At 50.8% G+C, this 22582-nt stretch carries 21 protein-coding genes; 11 read left to right on the top strand and 10 right to left on the bottom strand.

The genetic code is table 11. The features are described from left to right. The first annotated feature begins 65 nt into the window (after positions 1–65). Positions 66–323, top strand: coding sequence for a YkvA family protein (locus HJG54_RS22530; protein WP_316431498.1), 258 nt, complete (start codon positions 66–68; stop codon positions 321–323). A gap of 160 nt (positions 324–483) precedes the next feature. Beyond that, positions 484–1446 (top strand): hypothetical protein, encoded by a 963-nt coding sequence (locus HJG54_RS22525; RefSeq protein ID WP_316431497.1) that lies wholly within the window; start codon positions 484–486, stop codon positions 1444–1446. A 159-nt stretch (positions 1447–1605) separates the two neighbouring features. On the opposite strand, the gene HJG54_RS22520 is transcribed toward HJG54_RS22525, so the two are convergent. Continuing rightward, a complete protein-coding gene (locus HJG54_RS22520; RefSeq protein WP_035998716.1) occupies positions 1606–1791 on the bottom strand; it encodes a YqaE/Pmp3 family membrane protein in 186 nt (61 codons plus the stop codon). Between the two features lie 847 nt (positions 1792–2638). Here HJG54_RS22520 and HJG54_RS22515 point away from each other — a divergent pair. The 3 genes from HJG54_RS22515 (at position 2639) to HJG54_RS22505 (ending at position 4569) form a co-directional block, all read left to right on the top strand. Further along, the gene (locus HJG54_RS22515; RefSeq protein WP_035998712.1) at positions 2639–3055 is read left to right on the top strand and encodes a phage holin family protein; all 417 of its coding nucleotides are present in this window, start codon (positions 2639–2641) and stop codon (positions 3053–3055) included. A gap of 277 nt (positions 3056–3332) precedes the next feature. Next, positions 3333–3725: a tetratricopeptide repeat protein gene (locus tag HJG54_RS22510; RefSeq protein ID WP_316431496.1), complete on the top strand. Its 393-nt coding sequence runs from the start codon at positions 3333–3335 to the stop codon at positions 3723–3725. 313 nt (positions 3726–4038) lie between these two features. After that, positions 4039–4569 carry a peptidoglycan-binding domain-containing protein gene (locus tag HJG54_RS22505; protein WP_316431495.1) on the top strand — a complete coding sequence of 177 codons (531 nt, stop codon included), beginning with the start codon at positions 4039–4041 and terminating at the stop codon, positions 4567–4569. A gap of 20 nt (positions 4570–4589) precedes the next feature. Here the strand turns inward: HJG54_RS22505 and HJG54_RS22500 are convergent, their stop codons facing one another. Next, positions 4590–5951, bottom strand: coding sequence for an 8-oxoguanine deaminase (locus HJG54_RS22500; RefSeq protein WP_316431494.1), 1362 nt, complete (start codon positions 5949–5951; stop codon positions 4590–4592). A gap of 515 nt (positions 5952–6466) precedes the next feature. Between HJG54_RS22500 and HJG54_RS22495 the strand changes: the two genes are divergently transcribed. Continuing rightward, positions 6467–6946, top strand: coding sequence for a phosphate-starvation-inducible PsiE family protein (locus HJG54_RS22495; protein ID WP_316431493.1), 480 nt, complete (start codon positions 6467–6469; stop codon positions 6944–6946). 64 nt (positions 6947–7010) lie between these two features. On the opposite strand, the gene HJG54_RS22490 is transcribed toward HJG54_RS22495, so the two are convergent. The 4 genes from HJG54_RS22490 to HJG54_RS22475 form a co-directional block, all read right to left on the bottom strand. Beyond that, a complete protein-coding gene (locus HJG54_RS22490) occupies positions 7011–7463 on the bottom strand; it encodes a hypothetical protein (protein ID WP_316431492.1) in 453 nt (150 codons plus the stop codon). A 96-nt stretch (positions 7464–7559) separates the two neighbouring features. After that, entirely contained in the window at positions 7560–8960 is a 1401-nt protein-coding gene (locus HJG54_RS22485) for a S8 family peptidase (protein ID WP_316431491.1), read from the bottom strand. 728 nt (positions 8961–9688) lie between these two features. Continuing rightward, the gene (locus HJG54_RS22480) at positions 9689–10903 is read right to left on the bottom strand and encodes a DUF1822 family protein (RefSeq protein WP_316431490.1); all 1215 of its coding nucleotides are present in this window, start codon (positions 10901–10903) and stop codon (positions 9689–9691) included. 3 nt (positions 10904–10906) lie between these two features. After that, a complete protein-coding gene (locus HJG54_RS22475) occupies positions 10907–12427 on the bottom strand; it encodes a hypothetical protein (protein WP_316431489.1) in 1521 nt (506 codons plus the stop codon). A 195-nt stretch (positions 12428–12622) separates the two neighbouring features. Between HJG54_RS22475 and prmC the strand changes: the two genes are divergently transcribed. Next, positions 12623–13543 (top strand): peptide chain release factor N(5)-glutamine methyltransferase, encoded by a 921-nt coding sequence (gene prmC / locus HJG54_RS22470; RefSeq protein WP_316431488.1) that lies wholly within the window; start codon positions 12623–12625, stop codon positions 13541–13543. 28 nt (positions 13544–13571) lie between these two features. On the opposite strand, the gene HJG54_RS22465 is transcribed toward prmC, so the two are convergent. From HJG54_RS22465 to HJG54_RS22450, 4 genes are all read right to left on the bottom strand, one after another. Beyond that, entirely contained in the window at positions 13572–14324 is a 753-nt protein-coding gene (locus tag HJG54_RS22465; protein WP_316431487.1) for a phycocyanobilin:ferredoxin oxidoreductase, read from the bottom strand. Positions 14325–14418: 94 nt separating this feature from the next. Continuing rightward, the gene (locus HJG54_RS22460; protein ID WP_316431486.1) at positions 14419–16014 is read right to left on the bottom strand and encodes a response regulator; all 1596 of its coding nucleotides are present in this window, start codon (positions 16012–16014) and stop codon (positions 14419–14421) included. Continuing rightward, complete coding sequence (locus HJG54_RS22455; protein WP_035998694.1) at positions 16011–16397, bottom strand: response regulator; 387 nt, start codon at positions 16395–16397, stop codon at positions 16011–16013. The genes HJG54_RS22460 and HJG54_RS22455 overlap by 4 nt, the downstream gene beginning before the upstream one ends. A gap of 90 nt (positions 16398–16487) precedes the next feature. Continuing rightward, positions 16488–18404 carry an ATP-binding protein gene (locus HJG54_RS22450; protein WP_316431485.1) on the bottom strand — a complete coding sequence of 639 codons (1917 nt, stop codon included), beginning with the start codon at positions 18402–18404 and terminating at the stop codon, positions 16488–16490. 1119 nt (positions 18405–19523) lie between these two features. Between HJG54_RS22450 and HJG54_RS22445 the strand changes: the two genes are divergently transcribed. From HJG54_RS22445 to HJG54_RS22430, 4 genes are all read left to right on the top strand, one after another. After that, positions 19524–20042 (top strand): phycocyanin subunit beta, encoded by a 519-nt coding sequence (locus tag HJG54_RS22445; protein ID WP_035998691.1) that lies wholly within the window; start codon positions 19524–19526, stop codon positions 20040–20042. 131 nt (positions 20043–20173) lie between these two features. After that, positions 20174–20662, top strand: coding sequence for a phycocyanin subunit alpha (cpcA, locus tag HJG54_RS22440; protein WP_316431484.1), 489 nt, complete (start codon positions 20174–20176; stop codon positions 20660–20662). A 125-nt stretch (positions 20663–20787) separates the two neighbouring features. Then, on the top strand, positions 20788–21606 hold the full coding sequence (locus HJG54_RS22435; protein ID WP_035998686.1) for a phycobilisome linker polypeptide: 819 nt from the start codon (positions 20788–20790) through the stop codon (positions 21604–21606). 47 nt (positions 21607–21653) lie between these two features. Next, the gene (locus tag HJG54_RS22430) at positions 21654–22523 is read left to right on the top strand and encodes a phycobilisome linker polypeptide (RefSeq protein WP_316431483.1); all 870 of its coding nucleotides are present in this window, start codon (positions 21654–21656) and stop codon (positions 22521–22523) included. Positions 22524–22582: the final 59 nt, after the last annotated feature.

Genomic DNA, 22582 nt, shown 5'->3' with positions numbered 1-22582 from the left:
GGTTTTCCACACCAGACGGATTCAGCCGTATCTGGCATGATGATCTTGTAGTGGAGGGCAACGGAATGAAATTCTTAAACCAATTCGTGTACAACTTTATTCGCAAAACACTTCGCAATTCTAAATATCGCTGGTTGCTAATTGCAGCATCGCTTGTGTATCTGATCAGTCCCCTTGACATTTCTCCTGACGTGATTCCGGTATTGGGTTGGTTAGATGATGGTGTGATTGTAACCTTGCTGGCAACCGAAGTTTCTCAGTTTTTGATTGAACAACGCAAAGCGCGGAAAGAGAAGACTACGGCAAGCTCGTCTGTTTCCTGATGTTTACGCCTGATGTTTGCGCGTGATGTTTGTCCCTAGTGCATGAGTGCATGAGTGGTAAGCCATCTGAATCGGGTGGCTTTACAAGCTCACTACAATCGCCCAATTTGATCCTAACCAATAATCCTAGCCAAAGAGCTAGTTCACGTAGGAGGAGACCATGACCAATCCCAAGAAAGACCAAATCGCTGCCGAACTAGAGAAAATCAAAGCTCTTGGTGGTAGCCGCGCTGAGCGAATTCGCAAGATCTTCCAGGATGCTTTTTCCCAAACCGTTACCGAGCTGAAAGCAGGCGCGAATGAAATTGGCTCGGTTGCTAAAGAATCAACCAGCACCGTAATTAGCACTTTGAAAGAAAAGCGCCAAGCTGAAAGCGAGACGATGCAACCCGCTGCTGCGCCTGTAGAAGTAAAAATCGATGATGATGACGAGAACTTGGTAGCAACGCCGGAAGCAAATGCCGCCGACGTGGTTGTAGAGGTTCAGCCCTCCATCAATCAAGCATCACCCATTCTAGAGTCCACAGTGGAACCACTCGCGGTAGAGCCGATGGGGACGACTCCTGTAAGCTTTGAGCAATCTGTTGAGCCGGTAATTGGGCCAGTCGTTGAGCCGGTCGCTGAACCAGTTGCTGAACCAGTTGCTGAACCAGTTGCTGAACCCATCGTTGAAATTATTGAGCCAGCAGCACAGACGAGCGAAGCGCCAATTGTACCGACTGCAGTTGCAGACGAAGAAACCAGCCAGCCCCAAGTCGGTTCCTTTGCTGATTCGCTGAAAACCTTGGCTGAGCGGCTGTTACGGACGATTCAGGAGAGTGAAACCTATGCCTCTGTCAGTGCTTCAGTGAAGCAAAAGCTGGCGATGCTGGATGCAAAACTGACAGGCCGCTATGGTGTACGCTACGAAACATTTAAGCAAGAGTTTCAGCAAGACATGGCTAAGGCTAAGGTTTGGTATGAAAACACCAAAGCCAACGATGCAGAACGCGGAACAAGCTGGGTAGAACAGAAGCAATCTGAGCTGCAAATCAAAATGGGCGAAACAGGCGCTACCATTGCTCAGAAGGAGCAAAAGATCAAGCAGCTTCTGAAAGAAGTGTGGCAAACGGCCAGAAACTAGGCTGACACTGAAGGAACCTCAACAGGTTTTGCTGATCTGACACTCAACGCCTGCTTGAACTAGCGCAATAATTTTATCGGCTGCCCTAGGGCAGCTTTTTTCATCGGTTGAGGACTGCACGAGCAAGCCCGGAATGGCCTGCTCCGATGAAGCTCCAGATCAGCTAGAAGCTTGATTGGCTTGCTCTTCGTGCTTCAGAATCGCCCATAGCGCGTGAATGCTACCAGGCAGCCAACCCAGTAGAGTCAACAGAATATTGATCAGCAATGTGGTGCCGAATCCAAAAGTCAAATAAACCCCAACGGGTGGCAAGAGAATACCGAGTAGAATTCGTGTAAATTTCATATGAATCACCTAGCTATTCACCTATTAACCACTTTTACCTACTAATCGTTCATTTCTCAACAATCTTGCTGATACTTCTACAGCCGTTCAACTAAAAACCTATCCAGAAAGCCCCAAATCCCCTCGGGGTTTTGAAATTCAAAAACTCTGACGAGCTTTTGGATCGATAGCAAGCAAAGCAACCGAAAAAAACTGCTGAGAGCACGCTTTAACTGCCAAAACGCTAGAGCTTGATAGCTGCTCAACTGCTCGCTTGTTGAACCTCCAGCAGACCAGAAAAACCGTTTTTACCTACACCAAGCTATCGATACAAATCGATACAAATTTATCGGCACAGAACCAAATCTATAAACTGACTTTAAAGGCAGCCAGTACTAAAAAGCTGCACAAACTTTCGTCAAGTTCGTACAAAAGTACTCGTACCAACTGCTTTGTCAAAATTAAAGTACCATGCCTCTCCAGTTGGCGTAAACACTCAATCCTAAATTTTTCTGGTATTTTTTTACTAAATCAAATAGATTAGTGGCATAGATTGTAAGCAGATAGATTGTAAACAGAGCAATCGGTAGCTGAATGAGTAGATCAAATAATAGTTAGATCTGTGGTTAGGCAGTAGTTGGATCTGTAGTCAAGACTATCGATAGGTCAACTAACGACTCGGATAAACCAATTGATAGATTAGTAGGCAAAACGCCCAATCATCTGCTAAGCAGCTACACACACTATCGAAAGAACTTGGAACTGGATATAAACGGCTTGCTCTGATCCGATCATTTGGTCAAATTCACAACCTGATGGTTTCGGTCCGTGCTTCAATTCAGTATTCAATTCAGTAAAGGAGATTACAATGCTCGGATATTTTTTAACAATTTTGGTGACGGCTCTAAGCCTTCTGATTGTCGATCTGATTGTTCCAGGTGTTGACATTAATTCATTTGTGGCAGCTATGCTGGCGGGCGTTTCGATCGGCTTGGTGAATGGGTTGATTAGACCCGTTTTGGCTTTCTTGTCGCTCCCCATTACTATCCTGACGCTGGGTTTGTTTTCTTTGGTCGTCAACGGAATCTGCTTCTGGCTAGCTTCAGTTTTGGTGCCCGGATTTGCGGTCCGAGGTATTGTGGCAATTTTGCTTGGTCCGATTGTGCTCTCTCTTGTCAGTACACTGCTCAACAAGTATTTTGCTGAAAAAGGATTTGGCATTTTGGGCGGTGGCACAGCTAGCACAACGCTGGAGCCTGAGCAAAACGTGGAAAAGGCAAGCTGAGTAATAGTTTCAGCAGATACTCCAGCAAATACTTAAGCAAATACTTAAGTTCAAGAGACTTGTGTTAGACGATTCCTACGGGGATCGTTTTTTTGCTTGTGATTGTCCTACAGCATGGTGATTTTATATACTCTACATTCAACTAGTTTCTATCTAAATTTCTCCCTGGTATTCAACCGAACTTTTATGGGGTGAGAATCCGCCCCCTGCTTTAGTTTGAAGCAATTCACAATGGAGTTGTACCAACCAATTTCATCGATTAGCGAGGATTAATACAATGATGGCTCTCGATCCCGATCCAAATTCTTCAGACTTTTGGCATGGTAAAGGGTGCAGCCTTTGTGAAGCAGAGCAATTTGCCGATGCAGTGGCAGCCTTTGATCAAGCCATTGCTCTCGACTCTACCTATTGTTCCGCTTGGAATAATCGTGGTAACGCCTTGTGCGGCCTGAAGCGCTATGCCGAGGCTTTGGCCTCCTATGATAAAGCTGTAGCCCTGCGGCCTGACTACCACCAAGCCTGGTTCAACCGAGGACTGCTGCTGGCCGAAATGATGGCCTACGGTAACGCACTGGAATCCTACGAGCGGGCTATCACGATCCATCCTGATCCGCGCTATTTGCACGCCAGAGAAGACATCTGGTTGAAGCAAAAGCTAGTCTCAGCTTGAGAAGTTGGGTAGATAAGCAAAATTAGCATCAAACGCAGGGTAGGCATCTGGCCTAAACGAATCAGATGTCTGCGCTATGGGGTTCGAACCAAGGATAAGGGGTGCTAGGAAGTACTCTGATTGGTATCTGATTGGTATCTGATTGGTAAAAGTTGGTCACAGCCAGAAGAAGTGCTTTGCTTAGCGGTTGATTGCATAGGATTATGCTAGAAGAAGCAGTATTGTGGTGCTCCTCAGCCGATTGTGAACAGCCGATTGTGAACAGCTGATTGTGAACAGCTGATTGTGGACAGCCGATTGTGGACAGCCGATTATGGACAGCCATCTCTCCGATTTACCTCACCAGTCCAGTAGTGTTCCTTCTGCCCCACCCGTTCTTTATCCCTGGGATGTGGGACCCCACGTGGCGCGGATGCAAGAACTGCTCAACGCTCATGGCTTCAGCCTACGAGTGGACGGCGATTTTGGTTGGCGTACCGAAGTAGCCGTTAAAACCTTTCAACGACGGCATAGGTTGCGGATCGATGGAGTAGTGGGACCTGAGACCTGGAGCACCTTGATGGCAACGGTTAAGCCTGGAGCACGAACCCTGCGTCAAGGCTATGCAGGAGCAGATGTTTATGAGCTACAGGGGCTGCTGCAGGTGAATGGCTATAGGGTGCAGCGAAACGGCATGTATGATGCAGAAACGAAGGCGGCTGTGCTTGCGTTTCAGCGTCAGCACCATTTGCGAGACGACGGCATCGTGGATTCTGTCACATGGGCATTGCTGTGTGATAAAAAAGTTCCGGTCCGGCCCAAGTCTAATTCTCTATTTTCTAGAGTTGCCAAACCTAAGCGTTAGATGGATTAACTTTAGGTGGATCAACTATGGATCAGTTGAGCTGCTAATTTATTGTGTTCTTCCACCAACGGTTCCAGTTCAATTGTGATTATTCGTCCCTGATCCACAACTTTTCGACCGTTTATAAAACTGTAATCGACCGTATTGACCTGGCAGAAAATCATTGCGGCAGTTGGGTCGTGGAGAGCACCAGCAAATTCGGGCCGATCCAGATTGATAGCAATGAAATCGGCTGACATACCAGCCGTCAAAGAGCCAACATCGTCTCGCCCCAGGACCTTTGCTCCTCCCAGAGTAGCCAGTTCTAAGGCATCGCGGGCAGTCATAGCCGAGGCATCCAGCTCGCGAACTCGCGCCATCAGAAAAGCGATACGGGCTTCATTCAATAGATTTGAGGTGTCGTTCGAGGCCGAGCCATCGACTCCTAAACCTACGGGAACTTGATGATTCAGCATTTTTCGAATCGGAGCCATACCGCTTGCCAGACGCATATTACTACACGGACAATGGGCCACCCCAGTTCCGGTCTTGCCAAATTGCTGGATCGCCCGATCATCCAACTGAACACAGTGAGCATGCCAAACATCCGCCCCTACCCAACCGACAGATTCGGCATAGTCCCCTGGCGTCATGCCAAAGGTCGCCAAGCTGTACTCGATATCGGACTTGTTTTCTGCTAGGTGGGTGTGCAGGCGAATACCGGGATACGCTCTTGCCAGCGCTGCCGATTCCCGCATCAGATCCGGAGACACGGAAAAGGGGGAACAGGGTGCTAGGGTAATTCGCAGCATCGCATGCCGAGTGTTGTCATGATATTGCTCAATCAGGCGCTGGCTGTCCTTCAAAATCTCTGCTTCTGGCTCAACTACAGAATCAGGCGGTAATCCCCCTTGGCTTTGCCCAACACTCATGCTGCCTCGACTAGCATGAAAGCGCAGCCCAATTTCCTGGATGGCTTGAATTTCGTCATCTAATCTACTGCCGTTTGGATAGACATAGAGATGGTCGCTAGCCGTTGTACAGCCTGATAATATCAACTCGGCGGCAGCCATTTGCGCACTGACATACACGGCCCTTGGCGTGAGCTTGGCCCAGATAGGATAAAGGGTTTGCAACCAGTTAAACAAATCACAGTTCTGAGCGGCTGGAACTGCACGGGTCAGGGTTTGGTAAAAATGGTGATGCGTATTGACAAGACCGGGAAGTACAACGAAACGATCTTGTAGATCCAAAACTTCATCAGCAGTTTGAGGCAACGCCAAGGTTGTTCCCACTTGTTCAATCCTGTTGTCTCGGACTAGCAATGCTCCATTCCGAATTTCCCGGCGAGTTGCATCCATTGTGACCAAGGTATGGATATTTTTAACAAGCAAGGTAGACATAGAGTTCAACAATAAAGATTGTGCTTGGTGTACAACAATGACGAATGGATTAATGTATTAAAACTGACAAAGTACTACAGAAGCATGCTACAGAAGCTGCCTCTGCCTCTATCTAGCTTTCAGCCCCAATTTGGAGTTTGTGATCGGTCTTGTGTCGCTGTGCGTCGCACAACCTGCGGGCAGTTCAGATATCCGTACCCGATTAATTAGTTACCAAGGGGCAAGAGATCGGGACAAGCAATCAGAGCAATTACAAGAAAAGAACAGATTTATTCTTGCCAATTAGTCCAGTCAATAATAGAATTTCTTCTATGGTGCCCTGTTGACTTATAGTTTTGAATCTATAAATTCAATAGATTCAGTCGCCGGTTAGCCTGCTAAAAAGCTGATGTCCCAGTTTTGGATGTCCCAGTTTGGATGTCCCAGCTTGACAGGACAAGTGACTGGCGGATTTAACTGTGCTGATTTTGCTTAGCTATCTACATCACCTGTGTTTTTCTATTTAGCAGCAGACTATGATCTCTCCCTGGGAAAAACTGAGTAAGAAAGTTAGCAAAGCAGGTCAAGACGAGAATTTTCTTGGCGTTGCCCATTGGGTAGAAAATATTGCCGCCAAGGTTTTGGCTGTTGCTTTGAGTTTAGTGATTCTGATCTCGCTCACTGATTTGGTGATTTTGCTGGTTCGGGATCTAATGGCGGACCCAGTTGGTTTTTTTGATAAAACGCTGATTGATATTTTCGGTCTGTTTCTAAATATTCTGATTGCGCTGGAGCTGTTAGAAAATATCACCGCTTATTTAAAAAAGCATGTTGTTCAAGTTGAATTGGTGATTGTGACTTCGCTGATTGCGGTTGCTCGTAAAATCATTATTTTTGACTTCAGTAAATACAATAATCTAGACCTGCTCGCCCTAGGAGGCGCAATTTTGGCCCTCTCGGTAAGCTATTTGCTAATTAAACGCACGAATAGAAATATGAAGAATGAACGACAGTAGAGCCGATCCAATTGCTCTAACTGAACCATCAGAGTTATTGGCAACTGCTGCGAAGCAGTTGCGATTATGGGTCATTGGATGGTTCCATAAAATCCCACAAAATCTCATCAGGCTCATCCTCCACCTCATCCTCAGGTAAGGGGCCGGACAAGGGAGCCGCAACGGCAAGACTGAGATTGGCGAGATTGTAATTGGTGGTGTAGTGGGTGGCGATGCGTCGCTCTAGCTGCTGCACTTGCTGGGTTAGCTGCTGCATCTGCTGTTCGACCGTAGCGAGGCGAGTCGGCCAATCCACATCCAGAACGTTGGATGAATTAGATGAATTGTCTAGGTAGGGAGTTTCCAGCAGTAGGGGTTGGGTTTTAAGCACAGCCGCCAAACTATCGACACTGCTACAGGTTTGCTGAACCTGGTGGCTCAGTTGACCGATTTGACGGTGCATCTGCTGCATCTGTTCGGCTAGTTGCGCCACTGTATGGGCCAATTTATCTAGTTTGTTGTCTGTCCACTGTTCCATAGTCACCCAGTTTTCCTTTCGCTGAAATTGCTGACGGTGCCGACGTTCGGTTTCATCTTCGTTTTCATCATAGTGGCATATCTGACTGCATCCGCTTCAGCCGACTGCCGTATCCGTCAGAATTTGTCGCACCTGACTGTGAGTTAGGGTAGGATTAGCGCTGAGCATCAGAGCAACGGTGCCAGCCACATGGGGAGTTGCCATCGAGGTGCCACTGAGAAAACCGTAGGAATTACCAGGGAGAGTTGAATAAATTTGTACGCCTGGAGCCACCACATGCCGCAGCCGTGGACTACCTCCAGCCCGGTTAGAGAAGCGAGCAACTGAGCGCTCCCGGTTAACGGCACCAACCGACAAGCCATACTGGGTGGCATAGCGAGCGGGTGCTCCCGGACTCAATAAGCCTTCGTTGCCAGAGGCACTGACCGTAACTACGTTGCGTGAGGCAGCATAGGCTAAGGCACTCTGGAGTTGGGGAGAATCCGCACTGCCTAAACTGAGGTTAATGACCCGTGCTCCATTGTCCACAGCATAGCGAATCGCTTCCGGCAAACTGCCGCCATTCACAAACCAGCCATCTGCTACATCGCCCAACCGCAATGCCATGATTTTGGCATCGGGAGCAACGCCCGTATTGCCGCTTCCATTATTTCTAGCAGCGATTGTGCCTGCTACATGGGTGCCATGCTCCTGTCCAGAGTTATTGGTACCGGGGGATACATTGGCGTTGTTTTGACCGATACCAAAATTCCAGCCGTTGATATCATCGATGTAACCATTCACATCGTTGTCAATCCCATCACCAGCAATTTCATCCGAATTAATCCAAATATTGTCTCTCAAATCGGGATGGGTAATATCCACACCGGAATCAATCACCGCAACGGTTACCCCTTGGCCTGTGAATCCTCTGGCCCAAACATCCGGTGCCTGAACAGCATCTAAGTTCCAATTGTTGCCGCCAAAATCCGCGAGGCTAGCAAACCTCGGTGCATCAATTGATCTAGCAACAGCCGCCGCTGCATTGACCAACCCGTACCCCCTGATTCTGTCAAATGCTTCGGCATTGAGACGTATGGCCACTCGTCTCGTTGGTGTTGTGCGTTTGACCGCTCGTTTAGTGGTTGACTCAGCCTGCAGGCGGTCGGCATGCAGAAATTCAGAATTCTGGAATCGTGCTGCTTTGTTAGCGGCCACCCAGGGTTGATCCAAGGTCAGACCTGTCAAGCGATCGCAGGCAAGCGGCGCAGATTTGCCTCTGAGTTGCTCCCAGCCCAAATCAGAGGTGCGCGGCATCGGAGCGAAGCCACTGTCCAACCAATCCCAAGTCTGACTGCGAAGGATCAAGGGTTGACCTGACTCTAACCCCAGACTCAACGGTGCTAGAGACGATCTGGACTGGGGAGCAAGGATGTCGCGCTGGTTAAGATTAAGCAACCCAGAGCTGCTGGCAGTGATATCACCACTGCTGAAGGGAGTGAGAGAAGCATCCAACATAGATCTGAGCTTATACGACTAGGGGATTTAGCAGAATTTAGTGTTCATCCACGCAGATATATGCAGATTCTGAGGGAGATTCTGGAGCAAATTCTGGTGGCAAGTTTTGCTGAACTAATCAGTCGTCAAACAGCCAATCCTCAGACCTTGCCCATTGACTTTCGGTTCCGTCAATAGGTTCCCAGGAGTTGAACTATGGCGTACACCCAAATAGGATGATAGTTTTGCCAGGATGTTAGAAGAAAGGGGAAATAGTCTAGGCAAAACTACAAGTAAGGCTGCTCTAGCCTCATATTTGGCTGCTTGTATGCGACCTGTATGCGACCTGTATGCGAGTGTATACAAGTCTCAAATTAATTTCTACATATTGATTTCTACACATTGACTTCTACAGTCGTTTTTTGCAACAGGGCTGGTAGAACGATAGGACCAAACCATTATAACGGGCAGCGCAATAGGTGACAAAATGGCAAGGTGAGAGGTGAAGCTATAGGCTGAAGATGGTATGCGCTGATGTATCACCAGCTAGCAAAACGTTTTAAGAGTAGCATACAAGTAGTATATTTTACAGGTTACTTTTTGATGATGTATTTGTACATGAATTTGGAAATATTATTGTATATGTTTCGAGGCACCATGAAGGTTGCCCTACTACGATACAGCTAAACGCGCCAGAGCGATTTGTAGACGAGACACTGAGCTTGAGGCAGCAAAACCAACACTGGCAGCTACGCAGGTCTAGGATCAATTGCGTCTGGATTGAAGGCAAACGGTGGCAAGACCAGCGATTCTCCATTGGGCAAAGCAACCGTGACTCGAAACTGTTCATCCCAGGTGCCTGCAACTTGCGCATAGAGGTAGGGCGATTGATCGAGCTGCTCTTCGGCCAGCACTTGCATGGCGTCCTCCACCTTGAGCACAGTTCCGGATGGCAAATGGGTGCTAGGTTGGGCACCGAGAACCAGCAGCAGCGACCATTCGGGCGAGTCTGCAGCAGATGCCAAGGCCCAGCCCAGGACATAGAGCCGCAATGCAGTTGTACCCACCTGAAAATCCCAGTAGGCAGAGCGGGCTTCTGGCGAAATCTCTAGTCGATGTTCGCGGATCAGCTCGGTAATCACCGCATCCAGGTCTTCTATCGGCGAACGGGCTGAGCGCATCGCCATCATTGCTCCTTCTAGGTTGAAGGCAACCGGCGGCAGCAGCAACCAGGACAGTTCTTCTGCTACCTGGTCCAGCCGATTGCGTAACCAAGCGCCAACATTAATGGCGGGAGATGGGGAGAGTGGAGAATGGGGAGAAGCAGACCGGGAAGCAGCTGAGGCGGTTCTGAGAGCAGCTGCATCTGAGTGGCGCAAGTGCAGCAACAGGGTGTCTACCTCGTGGGTAAATTGATCCACTGGCAGCAGCATGGTCTCCGGATCGAGCTGAGGATCGAATTGGATAGTTGGGGTTTGTTGGTGGGCACGAGCGATGAGCTGGCTACCGGGCAAATAACCATAAACCCGCACTTCCGCCAGTTCCTCTAGCACTTCTACTAATAGATAAAAATCGGCAGCAAACTCAGTCAGATCAACAATCGCTTTGGGAATTGCCACCATTGGGTCTTCGAGGCAATCAGTTAACAGTAAGTACAGCCTAAACTCACCGATCTGCAGTTGGCAGACCTGCTGGCTCAGTGCAGCCTGCTTTGCCTTAGTTACAGACAGGTTGCGGCCCGGCAGCCAGTCGCTCTTGAGGGCCAAATCGGGCAAGCGCTGTTGCAGCCATTCCTGAACCCCCAGCAGGGCCAGTCCACTCAGATAGGTTTGCCAGCGTTCGGCCTCGGTGGTTGCCTGTTGGCTTAGCTCTAGCGCCCAGTTGATCTGCTCAGGAGCCAGGGAAATCCCCTCAGGGGACAGTAATTGAGCGGTAATCAATTCGTCGTCGAGAAAAAAGTTCATGGTTTAGGTCTCCAAAAGATGCAAATACTGGCAGAAGCAACGGGCATAGGGATTTTGCGATTCGGGTTGGGGCACGGATTTTTTGCTGTAGGTGCTGGTCACGTCCTGATTCAGAATGCGGTCGATCAGCTCACCGAGCAAAAACTCACCTTGATTCAGGTAGTCTTTCAGCAGCACATCCGGCTGATTGCCCAGCATCAGCAGCCACTTTTGGCAGATGTCGGCCCATAGCTCTTGTTTGAGGCGTTGCTGCAAGTGCTGGAGTTGGTCAGTACTGAGATACTCTTGTAACACCTGATCCAGTTGGTCCACCATCAGGAATAGCCAGGCCATGCGCACATCGGCTCGCAAATCGTCCAGTTTCAGCAGGCGCGTCACCTGAAACTGTTTTTGTTTGCCCACCAAGGGCGCAATTTCGGTCATCGACTTATTTTCGCAATAGAACAGCCGCAGCGCTTTCAGAAATGCCCGATCGTCCGGCAGAGCTTCTGGATCTTTAGGGGGTTTTTTGCTGCGCAGATAGGCGAGGCGATTGTCAACCGCCTGCTGGATTGCCTGCATCAGGCACTGTTCCGATTGTTGCCGATAGCGTCTCAGAAACGCATCCTGCCCATCGTCTGGTTCAGCAGACTGCACCTGCTGCTGATTAGCTAGAAATCGGATCTGCTCATCATCAAGCGATAGCGTCGCCTTGCTCTTGCCCTGCCGCAGCTTCTGGGCCAAGTCTCGTAGCTCTCGCAATACCCGCGCTGGCGAGTCGCCGGAAATCCTCTGCTGCGTTAAATAGTCCACCATGCGGTTGAGCTGGTCTTCGCTAGGCTCACTGCACCGTTGGCCGGGGTTGGTGGCGCGACGCTGCATCCGGTCGGCTCGGTAGATGGCGTGAAAGCTACTCAGTAACTGACAGGCTCGATCCATTTCTGCCGGAGACACCCCATCCGCCAACAGCCGCTGTAACCGGACCGGGGTGGTGTGGCTCAAAATAGCCCAATCGCTGGCTAAGTAGATGCCGCACTCGGTCAAGGCCGCATTCAGCAATTTTTGTTGGAGCACAAGCCGCTTTGTCCAGGTGCTCAAATTACTTTGCCTGGGATCAAAGCTCTGGACAATCTTGACGGCCAACGGCTGATGGCGTAGCGTGGCCACAGCGGGGGAACCGAGCCCATCATCGCAAGGTTGGAGCGGATCGACATCGTCCAGGACATAGGGCAGTAGATCCTGGCAGCTAAACTGGCCCTGAGTGGCAAAGCGACGTTCTAAATTCAAACAAATTTGCGGGATCTGCTGCGAGACAAAGCAGCGCAGACAGGCTTCGGCTAATCGAGAGGATTGGCCCCGTTCGCCGCTCTCCTGCATAACTGCAACTAGCTGACGTTGGATCAGCAGATCGGGCAGATCCTCAGCTTCTAGCAAGTCGGGAAACTGCTGTTGAAAAAACGCCTGGGCAACCAGAATTTCCTGCCGTCTCAGCTTCCCAGAACCCTCTAGCCGCGTATGGGTCCAGTATCTCCAAGCTGTTCCCATCCTCACCTCCAACCCCTCGTTTGAAGTACGATAGCGCTAACGCGCCGCAAGGCAATCATGATCTTGTTGATCCTACGGCTCATACGCAACTCTAGCTCTATTCTCAAGCATCGTTTTGACTTAGCTGCAACGAATGCAGCAGGTATGCAGTTGACGCTCAAGCCGCCCCCTCCGCCCTCAACCTAGTCCGCACTCATGGCTAATTTTCCTCCCAGTCCGACCCACACCATCTCTGGGCCAGTGCTCTATCACTGGCGCAAACAGGCCCAAGCTCAAGCGATTGCAGCCGAGGTTCCGGTAGTAGAAGTGGATTGGTTGCTACAAGCCCTAACTGACCTAGATCGGCTGGCCCTGCGGCTAGAAACCTTCCAGACCAAACCCGAAATCACCCTGGCTTGCTCCCCTGCCGATCTAGACCAACTCTGGCAACGCCGACTTCAGCAGCGAATTCCTGTGCAGTATTTAGCTGGTTGTGTTCCCTGGCGACAGTTTTCCCTGACCGTTTCACCAGCAGTGCTGATTCCCCGCCCCGAAACCGAGCTGTTGATTGATCTAGCACTGGCAGCCGTTGAGCAGTCTGCATGTTCTGAGCCGCGACAGGGCCACTGGGCTGATTTAGGAACTGGCAGCGGGGCGATTGCGCTGGGCTTGGCCGATGCCTTGCCCCAGGCCAAGATTCATGCTGTCGAAACCAGTGCCGCTGCGTTGGCGATTGCCCAACAGAACGCCCAGCAGTTCCGGATGGCGTCCCGTATTCAGTTTTATCAAGGCTCCTGGTTTGCCCCGCTCCAGCACCTGCGCGGTCAACTCAGCGGCATGGTTTCCAATCCGCCCTATATCCCCCGTAGCCAGATTTCTGACCTCCAGCCCGAAGTAGCCCAACATGAGCCACAGCTTGCCCTTGACGGTGGCGAAGATGGTCTAGATTGCGTCCGTCAGTTGATTAGTGATGCGCCAGCTTACCTGCAATCGGGTGGAATTTGGCTCGTTGAACTGATGGCGGGCCAAGCCAAAACCGTAGCGACGCTGCTGCAAGCCCAGGGCGACTACCAATCCATTGCCATTCATCCTGACCTGGCAGGGGTGGAGCGATTTGTGCTCGCCTACCGGCGCTGAAGGATTGGGTTCAGAAGGATTGGGTTGATCAAACCGCAACGCAGTCAAACAGCATGGTTGTCATATAGCGCTCGGCCCATTCGGTACCAAAGGATTTCTCCAGCACTCGGCGTGTTTTATCATTCTGCCGCTGCATGGTACAATAGCGCTGCTGGCCAGCTAGAACCTTGGATACCTCAGTCGAAGCCTGCAACGGGGTGGCAGTGCTAGCAATTTGGCAGTGAATCGTCAAAAAAGTCAGCACCCGCTCCAGAAACACCGCTTCTTCCTCAGCTGTCACCGGACGCACAAACAAACAAAACTCCGAGAAAATATCGCCCCAGGGCGGTAAGCCCCGCGGTTGGGAAAACTGAAGCGGCGGTAGTTCAGCCAACTGAGCCTGATAGACCGCTGGCAAAGAGCGATCGGCACTCACCGGAGATAGATCCGCAATGGCGGCACTAATGGCAGCCTTTTCTCCCCGACTGCCGACAATATCTGCCCCAAAAATCGGCAGGGCATAGGCTGGGTTGGGAAACATAACGCAGTGGAGAATATCCAATCCCTTGCCCACCTGAGCTAGCTCTAGATGCAATTTGCGAAACTGAGGCGTTTGGTAGCAGTGGTTTTCAATCACCAACCGCTCGCCTTCTAGATATCCTTCAACGTATCCCAGATCGTCTGGCACCTGGTAAGGAGATAAATCCAAATACTGTTGCCAAATTCGTTCAATTCCATTCGCCAGCTTTTGAATCAAAGCATGCTGTTGATTGCGCAGAGGGGGATTGAGAGAATTTGACATAGCGTCCTACCAGGCTAAATATTCCTTATCTTAAGATTCGCCTATAGCTCGTGCAAAATGTGTGCACATCCTATTCTACGATCCTGAGGTCAGATCAACTGGCCCAAGCTCGCATTCGTCGCAGTCGATTCAGAATTCGGTTGGCTAAGTCAGTCGCCCGCACCGGCTTACACAAATAGTCGTCAGCCCCTACCGTAAAGGCTTGATTTTGAGTCGCCGCATCGTCAAAAACGCTGACAAACACTACGGGTAGCCGCTGCCAGTGGGGATCATCCCTTAGCATTTGGCAAAGCTCCAAACCATTGAACTGGGGCATGTTCACATCCAGCACCAAAACATCTGGGCAAACTGTCCGCAGTACCGTCCAAAATTGCTGCACATCCGCCAAGGTCGTCACTTTAAACCCCCAGGGATTCAGGAGTTTGGGCAGGGTACATAACCAGTCCTGGTCATCATCAACGATCATGACTTTGGTGGCGGAGGCGGTGTGAGATTTTTCGTTAGCAGAAGATTTAGACGACTGGGCGGGAGACTGCTTTGAGGATGGTTGAGAGGGAATGGCATCAATGTTCTGGATAGCCTGCTGGAGACTGACAATCAAGGTTTCTGCCTGAGCTGCTTGAGCAGGAGCGAGGTCAGCGCTGAACAGAGTTTCCAACTGACGTGCCCTATCTACCGTGTCCTTGAGGCCAAAAATTCCCAATGTGCCGATCAGCTTGTGAGCCACTTGATAGGCCTGCTGTTGCTCCGCTTGGCTCAGGAATTTGGCCCTAGCAAGGGGAGGGGCTGACGTTAGCGCCTGCACCATCTGCAACAGATCTGCTAGCTGGCTGAGGCATTTGGGCTTAGTGGTAAGCCAGGTACGATTTAAAAATTCTGCATATTGGGCCTGCTGTTGAGCCTGCTCTACTTCTTGATTTGAGTCAGTGCTGGGCGGGTTTGCAGCGGTCGCAGGTTCGGCCTGGGATGAGTTTGTGCTTTGCGAACGGAGAGGCAGTTTCGATTCAGGTAAAGCATCTAGCCCCTTCAGGTAATAGCCGCGTCCGTGCATCGTGCTGATGAAATCGGATGGAGCGCCCGCTGCCGCCAGCTTATGCCGCAACCGTCGAATATGGGAGCGCACCGTCGCTTCAGCCGGGAACTCTTCCGACGACCAGAGCCGATCCAAAATTTCGTCGCTACAGAGCACCTGCTGACTATGGCGCAGCAACAGTTCCAGCAAGTCATATTCTTTAGTCGTGAGGGTGAGGGGCTGATTGTTGTAGGTGACTTCGCAGGTGCTAGGATTGAGCAGCAAATCGCCCCAGGCCAGGATGGGTAGTGGGTTAGCGCTGCCTCGTCGCAGTAGGGCACGGATGCGGGCGATCAGCTCTGCCGGATCAAACGGTTTCACCACATAGTCATCGGCTCCGGCATTCAGTCCTTCCACTTTGGCGGTGCTGCTGTCTTGGGAGGTTAGCAGCAAAATCGGTATCGTGTAGCCCTCGGCCCGCAATCGCTGGCAGAGGTTAATCCCATCCAGCTTGGGCAGCATGATATCCAAAATAATCAGGTCATACTCAAACGTAGAGCCATAGAGCCAGCCGCTCTCGCCATCCTTCACCGCATCCACCACATAGTGCTGGGCAGATAAACTGCGAGTTAAGGCGGCAATCAATGCCTCATCGTCTTCGATCAGCAGGATTTTCATGATTCCAACGGCCAGTGCAGAATTTTGGCAATTTGCTCTGGTAAATCAAGTGAATTAAACGGTTTAGTAATCACTCCACTCACACCCAAGTCATTGAATTGCCGCCGCTCGGCAGCCTGGGCTTTTGCTGTCAAAAAAATGACTGGAATCTGTTCGGTCTCTGGATTCGCCTGGAGCACTTTGAAAGTAGCGATGCCGTCCATCTCTGGCATCATCACATCCAGCAGAATCACATCCGGGCGTTCGGTTTTGGCAGTATCAATTCCCGTCGGGCCAGAGCTGGCAGTGATCACATCCCAGCCAACCGTCAAGCGAATGCCAAACTGCACCACGGTCTGAATCGTTTCTTCGTCGTCAATGATCAAAACACGCTTGGTTGCCATAGCTTTTTCAACCACTCACCTCATTCACTCAACTGCTACTGCCTACGGCAACGCTGCGCGACCCGCAGAAGCGAGCTACCATGCATCCACTCAACGCTGCTGCAACGCCGGCACGGTGAAAAAGAAAGTACTGCCCTCACCGAGTTTGCTTTCGGCCCAAATTCTGCCCTCATGTTGTTCGATAATTTTGCGGCAAATCGTCAATCCCAGCCCAGTACCGCCCTTGCGCCGCGAGTCCGACGAATCCACCTGCTGAAATCGCTCAAAGATACTTTCGAGTTTATCAGCCGGAATTCCCTGTCCCTGATCGCGTACTTGAAACAGGACCTCGGCAGGAATGGGTTGGGATTTGGCCGACTTGCGCCCCTTCCGCCGCGCAGCAGGGATCACCGACCGAGCGCCCGATGATTTAGCGGATTGGGCTGAATCGGTATACTCGACCGACAACCAAACCGTGTCACCCGGTGCCGAAAACTTGATGGCATTGCTGAGCAGATTGGTTAGCGCCTGGACAATGTAGTCAGAATCGGCCCAGATCAGGATATCTACCGGATGATTAGACAGAATTACCTCATGCTGTTGGGCCATCGGCTGCATTGATTCGATTGCCTGGATCATCAAATCTGCCGCATTACAGGATTGTTTTTCCATCCGTACTTCGCCCGACTCGATCCGCTGCAAGTCCAGCACGTTGTTCACCAAGCGCACCAATCGGTCAGTGTTCTCATCGGCAATTTCTAGCATCTGCTGCCCGTCGGTGGAAAGAGTACCCAAGCGGCCCGTGGTTAAAATCTTCAGGGCGCTATGCAGCGAGGTAAGGGGCGTTCGCAGCTCATGGCTGACGACTGAGATAAATTCATCTTTCATGCGTTCAATTGCCTTGCGCTCGCTAATATCGCTCGTAAGTGCAAAGAACCCCTTCACCGTTTGCTGCTCGTCCAGATGGGGAATGTAGGTGACATTAACCGAACGGATTGCTCCCGTTTTGATTTTGATTTCCGTTTCGTAAACCACGGCTCGACCGGAAAGCGCCTCTTCTACATAGGGAGACATACGGTGGTAGCAATCTTCGCCCCAGACGGTTTGCAGATGGCAGCCGCAGATCTGGCTTGGCGGTTGACCCAACCAATCAGCATAGGCTTGATTATTAAAGCGGTACCGCTGCTGGTCATCTACATAGGCAATCAACACCGGCAGAGCATTGGTAATCAAACGGAGCTGTTCCTCACTTTGCCGTAAAGCAAATTCTGCCTGCATCCGGTCGTTGATCTCCTGCTGAAGGCTGTGATTTGCTTCTCGCAGTTCTGCCGTGCGCATTTCTACTAGTTCTTCAAGGTGGCCAAGCAACTGGGCTTGCGCTAAAGCAATACTGATCTGATCAGCCAACTGCTGCATCAGCTCTAGCTCAAAGTCATCCCAACGGCGGGGCTGGCTGCACTGATGGGCAATCAACAGACCCCAAAGTTGGTTCTCCGGAATTGATGCATTGATCTGGGGCGAGTTCAAGTTTTGCAGAATCGGCACAATCAGCTTGGCCCTGATATCAAACTGCTCGATAAACTCCACCAAACATTCCGCCAATCCCGCTGCCGGGTCCCGCACATCCGCGATCGCCCGCACCCGACCTTGGGCATAGAGCTGCTGATATTCTTTGGGAAACACCTCTTCTGGAAACTCCATTCCCAGGATCTCGGGATAGGCAGGTAACACGGCTTCGCTGATCGGCTTGCCGGTACCATCGGGCAGCACCTGATAGATCAACACCCGATCGGCCTGCAAAATCCGCTGCACTTCGGTGACGGTGGCTCGCAAAATTTCCTTGAGCTGCAAGGATTGGCGAATTTTCAGCGTCACCTCGGCAAACAACTCGACCCGCTGCCGCTGCCGCCGCAGTTCATCCGCAATGCTATCCCGCCTTTTGGACGCTGCCTTTGAGGACGTCTTTGGAGATGTCTTTGGGGACGCGGGGGAAAGGGCACCTTTCTGGGTTTGCCGTTGGCTGGTCATCGTGGCACTACACAAAAGTTTATAAAGTAAACTTCAAAAACATATTTATCAAACAGCAGCACTCAAAATGCCGCCAAAAAGCACAGCACCGACTTATACTCCAATCAACTCCTTAATCCTAGCTTTAGCGATTGCAGTAAAACTTCAAATTTGATGAATTGAGTTTACAAAAGTTTATTTTAGCTAGAGGAAGTACTTGAGGAGGCAGGAGGCTTACCCGCAATTGATTTGCAGGCTATTGGAAGTACACTACAAGTGCGCTGCGTTGCCCTAGTCTGCGGGCGGGGAGTCCAAGCTGTGATTCTTCAGGGCTGCCGTAGGAGTGCACTCAGTGCTTACCCTAATTTGGACGGCCAGACGTTACTCTACAGCCCGCTGTTCACTCGCGAGTGGGATGGAATTTGAGACACTTTCTTTGAACCATTCAATTGACAAATTGACACAGAATCCTGAACAGACTCACTAAATTTGCAACTCCTACCCCCTACTCCCTACCCCCTACTCCCTACTCCCCACCCCCTACCCCCTACCCCCTACTCCCTACTCCCCACCCCCTGCCCCCTACAATCATTCCTCATTACTGTTAAAAGACATAAAACAATGTAAAGATAGATTACGGCTATTTCATTTCACTGCAAACCTGGAACTGCTTGCGCTGAGAGAGTTTGCGGCGTTCTCAACATTTCTTAACCGGATTGTGATTTAATGCTGCTAGAATTGCACAAAGTTTGCACAAACAGGTTGCTTTAATCGATGGTGGTCCAAAAGCAACTGGCCTCCGGGCTGTTTAGGTCGGGGGTCAGGATTCTTAAAAACTCACTCGAACGCCATTAAGATGACCGATTTGAAATACTCCATTGAGATGACCGTAGGGTGAGGTCCGGACACTCGTTGGGATTGTTTGCCTCGCCAAATAGTTTGACTGATCAGAGATAGTTCAGATGTAGCTAAACGAACATAGCTCAATGAATCTGTTCCTGACGCCGAGACTGCGACGGTTTATTAAATCGCACAGATTCGTGTGTCAATCTCTGGTCGAAATGATGGCGGACAAGCAAAATCAATCACGTAGGCTTTGAGCCAATCCAAACTCAAGTCAATGATTAGGAGATAACTAGAATGCTAGACGCTTTCACTAAAGTGGTTGCTCAAGCGGATGCTCGCGGCGAATTCATCAGTGATTCGCAAATTGATGCCCTGAAGAACATGGTTGCTGAAGGCAGCAAGCGCTTGGATGTGGTTAACCGTATCACCTCCAATTCCTCCAAGATCGTGGCCGATGCAGCTCGTGCTCTGTTTGCTGAGCAATCTCAGCTGATCGCTCCGGGCGGTAATGCTTACACCAACCGGCGGATGGCAGCTTGCTTGCGCGACATGGAAATCATTTTGCGCTATGTCACCTACGCAGCCTTTACTGGCGATGCTAGCGTCCTCGATGATCGCTGCCTGAATGGGTTGCGCGAGACCTACCTGGCTCTAGGTGTGCCCGGTGCTTCGGTGGCTGTTGGCGTACAAAAAATGAAGGATGCAGCCATTGCAATTGCTAACGACCCCAATGGTGTAACTCGTGGCGATTGCAGCTCCCTGATGTCTGAGCTGGGCGGCTACTTTGATCGGGCTGCTGCGGCTGTTGCTTAATGCGCTCGTTGCTCGTTTTGTCGCTTACTTGTTTAGGGTTTGCCTAATTGCAAATAAGGCAACTCTATCTGATCAAGCATCGACGCTTACACTTTGCACACTTTTCCACATTTATTGAGAGGTCATCCAGTATGAAAACTCCTTTAACAGAGGCAGTCGCAACCGCAGATTCTCAAGGCCGTTTCCTCAGCTCGGCTGAACTTCAGGTCGCATTTGGTCGGATGCGTCAAGCTACAGCTAGCCTAGATGCTGCAAAATCTCTCAGCTCCAAGGCGCAAAGCTTGGCTGAAGGCGCTGCTAACGCGGTGTATCAGAAGTTCCCCTACACCACGCAAATGCAAGGCTCCAACTATGCATCCAGCAACACGGGCCGTGCGAAGTGTGTGCGGGACATCGGCTACTACATCCGCATGATCACCTACTGTCTAGTTGCAGGCAGCACGGGTCCAATGGATGATTACCTGATCTCCGGTTTGGCTGAAATCAACCGCACCTTTGATCTGTCTCCCAGCTGGTATGTGGAAGCTCTGAAGCACATCAAGGCAAACCACGGCCTATCTGGCGACCCAGCGGTAGAAGCCAATTCCTACATTGACTATGCCATCAATGCTCTGAGCTAAGGCTCTTTTGCCTCCAGGACAGCGGCATAATGCGCGTGCGGCGTGTAGCGCGTGCGGCGTGTATTAGGCTGTTGTCCTGGCATTGTTTTCTCCTGTTTCTCTAATTGCAATTGAGGATCTGAGCGATGACAAGTACTATGGCAGCTCGGCAGCTCGGCGTGGAGCCGTTTATTGACACTCCGCCGGTAGAACTGCGGGCAAATTGGAGCGAAGATGATGTCCAAACCGTGATCAATGCTGCCTATCGGCAGGTGTTTGGCAATGATCATGTGATGGAGTCGGAGCGGTTGACGAGTGCAGAGTCACTGCTACGTCGGGGCAGTATCAGCGTGCGGGATTTTGTTCGGGCTTTGGCTCAATCTGAACTCTATCGGAAAAAGTTTTTCTATTCGACTCCCCAAGTTCGTTTTATTGAGTTGAACTATAAACATCTGCTGGGCCGTGCCCCTTACGACGAGGCGGAAATTGCTGCCCATGTCAATCTGTATCAGCAGCAGGGATACGAAGCTGAAATTGATTCCTACATTGATTCCATCGAATATCAAGAAAATTTTGGCGAATCGATTGTGCCCCACTATCGCGGCTTTGAAACCCAGCGCGGCCAAAAAACGGTTGGTTTCAACCGCATGTTCCAGCTCTACCGGGGCTATGCCAACAGTGACCGCTCTCAGGGTAAAAACAAGGCTGGCGCACTGACTCAGGAACTAGCTCTGAATTCGGCAACACCGGTTAGAACCCCTGGGTTTGGCAAAGGGTTGGCGAGCACGAATCGGGGCAATCGCGGTCAACTCTTCCGGGTGCGAGTCACCCAAGCCGCTAGCGGACGCACCCCTCAAATTCGGCGCAGTACCAGTGAGTTTCTGGTGAGCTACGAGCAGCTTTCTCCTACGCTCCAGCGCTTGAACCAACGAGGCAGCCGCGTGGTTGACATCTCCCCAGCCTAATACTCATCGAATCTGATTGATCGGACTCTATTGAAGGAGAATCATCTGTGGCAATTACAACCGGAGCATCCCGTTTGGGAACAAGTGGCTTCACTGAAACGAGGCCAGTTGAGCTGCGGCCAAACTGGTCGCCGGAGGATGCTAAGACTGTCATTAATGCTGTTTATCGGCAGGTGCTAGGCAACGATTACCTGATGGAATCGGAACGCCTGACGAGTCTGGAGTCGCTGCTCAAGAATGGGCAGCTAACCGTGCGGGAATTTGTGCGAGCCGTTGCTAAATCGGAACTCTATAAGCGCAAATTCCTCTATCCCCACTTCCAAACACGGGTGATCGAGCTAAACATCAAGCATTTGCTGGGTCGTGCTCCTTACGACGAAGCGGAAGTGATCGAGCACCTCGACCGTTACCAAAACGAAGGCTTCGAGGCCGACATCGATTCCTACATCGACTCGGAAGAGTACGAGATGAATTTTGGCGATTCCATCGTGCCCTACTATCGCGGTTTTGCAACCCAAACCGGGCAAAAAACTGTCGGCTTTACCCGCATGTTCCGCCTTTATCGCGGCTATGCCAATAGCGACCGGGCACAGATCGGGGGTACGTCACCTCGGTTGGCCGCAGAACTGGCTCGCAATAGTGCTTCAGCCGTAGTTGCGCCTTCGGGTGGCAGTGAGGGCTTCGCCTATCTGCCGTCTAAGCGGAGTGTGGTACCCAATCGGGTGTTTGGTAGCGCCGTACCGGGTACTTCAGAGCGGTTGTACCGCATTGAGGTGGCCGGCATCAGCCTGCCGAGATATCCCAAGGTGCGCCGCAGCAACCGGGAATTTATTGTGCCTTATGAGCAGCTCTCCAGCACCCTCCAGCAGATTAACAAGATGGGAGGCAAGGTTGCGAGTGTAACGCTGGCCCACTAGGCAGGGACAGTTTTGCGTATATTGAGCTTCGGCTCAAGCTGTAATCAAACATAGGGCGT

This window comes from Leptolyngbya sp. NK1-12, from assembly GCF_032598965.1.
Lineage (GTDB): Bacteria > Cyanobacteriota > Cyanobacteriia > Elainellales > Elainellaceae > Elainella.
The sequence above is the reverse complement of the archived record's forward strand: the minus strand, read 5'-3'. Positions and strand labels throughout refer to the sequence as shown.

Coding starts and splice junctions, on each gene's coding strand:
- HJG54_RS22530 (WP_316431498.1), top strand. CDS start 66: ATGAAATTCTTAAACCAATTCGTGTACAACTTTATTCGCAAAACACTT.
- HJG54_RS22525 (WP_316431497.1), top strand. CDS start 484: ATGACCAATCCCAAGAAAGACCAAATCGCTGCCGAACTAGAGAAAATC.
- HJG54_RS22520 (WP_035998716.1), bottom strand. CDS start 1,791: ATGAAATTTACACGAATTCTACTCGGTATTCTCTTGCCACCCGTTGGG.
- HJG54_RS22515 (WP_035998712.1), top strand. CDS start 2,639: ATGCTCGGATATTTTTTAACAATTTTGGTGACGGCTCTAAGCCTTCTG.
- HJG54_RS22510 (WP_316431496.1), top strand. CDS start 3,333: ATGATGGCTCTCGATCCCGATCCAAATTCTTCAGACTTTTGGCATGGT.
- HJG54_RS22505 (WP_316431495.1), top strand. CDS start 4,039: ATGGACAGCCATCTCTCCGATTTACCTCACCAGTCCAGTAGTGTTCCT.
- HJG54_RS22500 (WP_316431494.1), bottom strand. CDS start 5,951: ATGTCTACCTTGCTTGTTAAAAATATCCATACCTTGGTCACAATGGAT.
- HJG54_RS22495 (WP_316431493.1), top strand. CDS start 6,467: ATGATCTCTCCCTGGGAAAAACTGAGTAAGAAAGTTAGCAAAGCAGGT.
- HJG54_RS22490 (WP_316431492.1), bottom strand. CDS start 7,463: ATGGAACAGTGGACAGACAACAAACTAGATAAATTGGCCCATACAGTG.
- HJG54_RS22485 (WP_316431491.1), bottom strand. CDS start 8,960: ATGTTGGATGCTTCTCTCACTCCCTTCAGCAGTGGTGATATCACTGCC.
- HJG54_RS22480 (WP_316431490.1), bottom strand. CDS start 10,903: ATGAACTTTTTTCTCGACGACGAATTGATTACCGCTCAATTACTGTCC.
- HJG54_RS22475 (WP_316431489.1), bottom strand. CDS start 12,427: ATGGGAACAGCTTGGAGATACTGGACCCATACGCGGCTAGAGGGTTCT.
- prmC (WP_316431488.1), top strand. CDS start 12,623: ATGGCTAATTTTCCTCCCAGTCCGACCCACACCATCTCTGGGCCAGTG.
- HJG54_RS22465 (WP_316431487.1), bottom strand. CDS start 14,324: ATGTCAAATTCTCTCAATCCCCCTCTGCGCAATCAACAGCATGCTTTG.
- HJG54_RS22460 (WP_316431486.1), bottom strand. CDS start 16,014: ATGAAAATCCTGCTGATCGAAGACGATGAGGCATTGATTGCCGCCTTA.
- HJG54_RS22455 (WP_035998694.1), bottom strand. CDS start 16,397: ATGGCAACCAAGCGTGTTTTGATCATTGACGACGAAGAAACGATTCAG.
- HJG54_RS22450 (WP_316431485.1), bottom strand. CDS start 18,404: ATGACCAGCCAACGGCAAACCCAGAAAGGTGCCCTTTCCCCCGCGTCC.
- HJG54_RS22445 (WP_035998691.1), top strand. CDS start 19,524: ATGCTAGACGCTTTCACTAAAGTGGTTGCTCAAGCGGATGCTCGCGGC.
- cpcA (WP_316431484.1), top strand. CDS start 20,174: ATGAAAACTCCTTTAACAGAGGCAGTCGCAACCGCAGATTCTCAAGGC.
- HJG54_RS22435 (WP_035998686.1), top strand. CDS start 20,788: ATGACAAGTACTATGGCAGCTCGGCAGCTCGGCGTGGAGCCGTTTATT.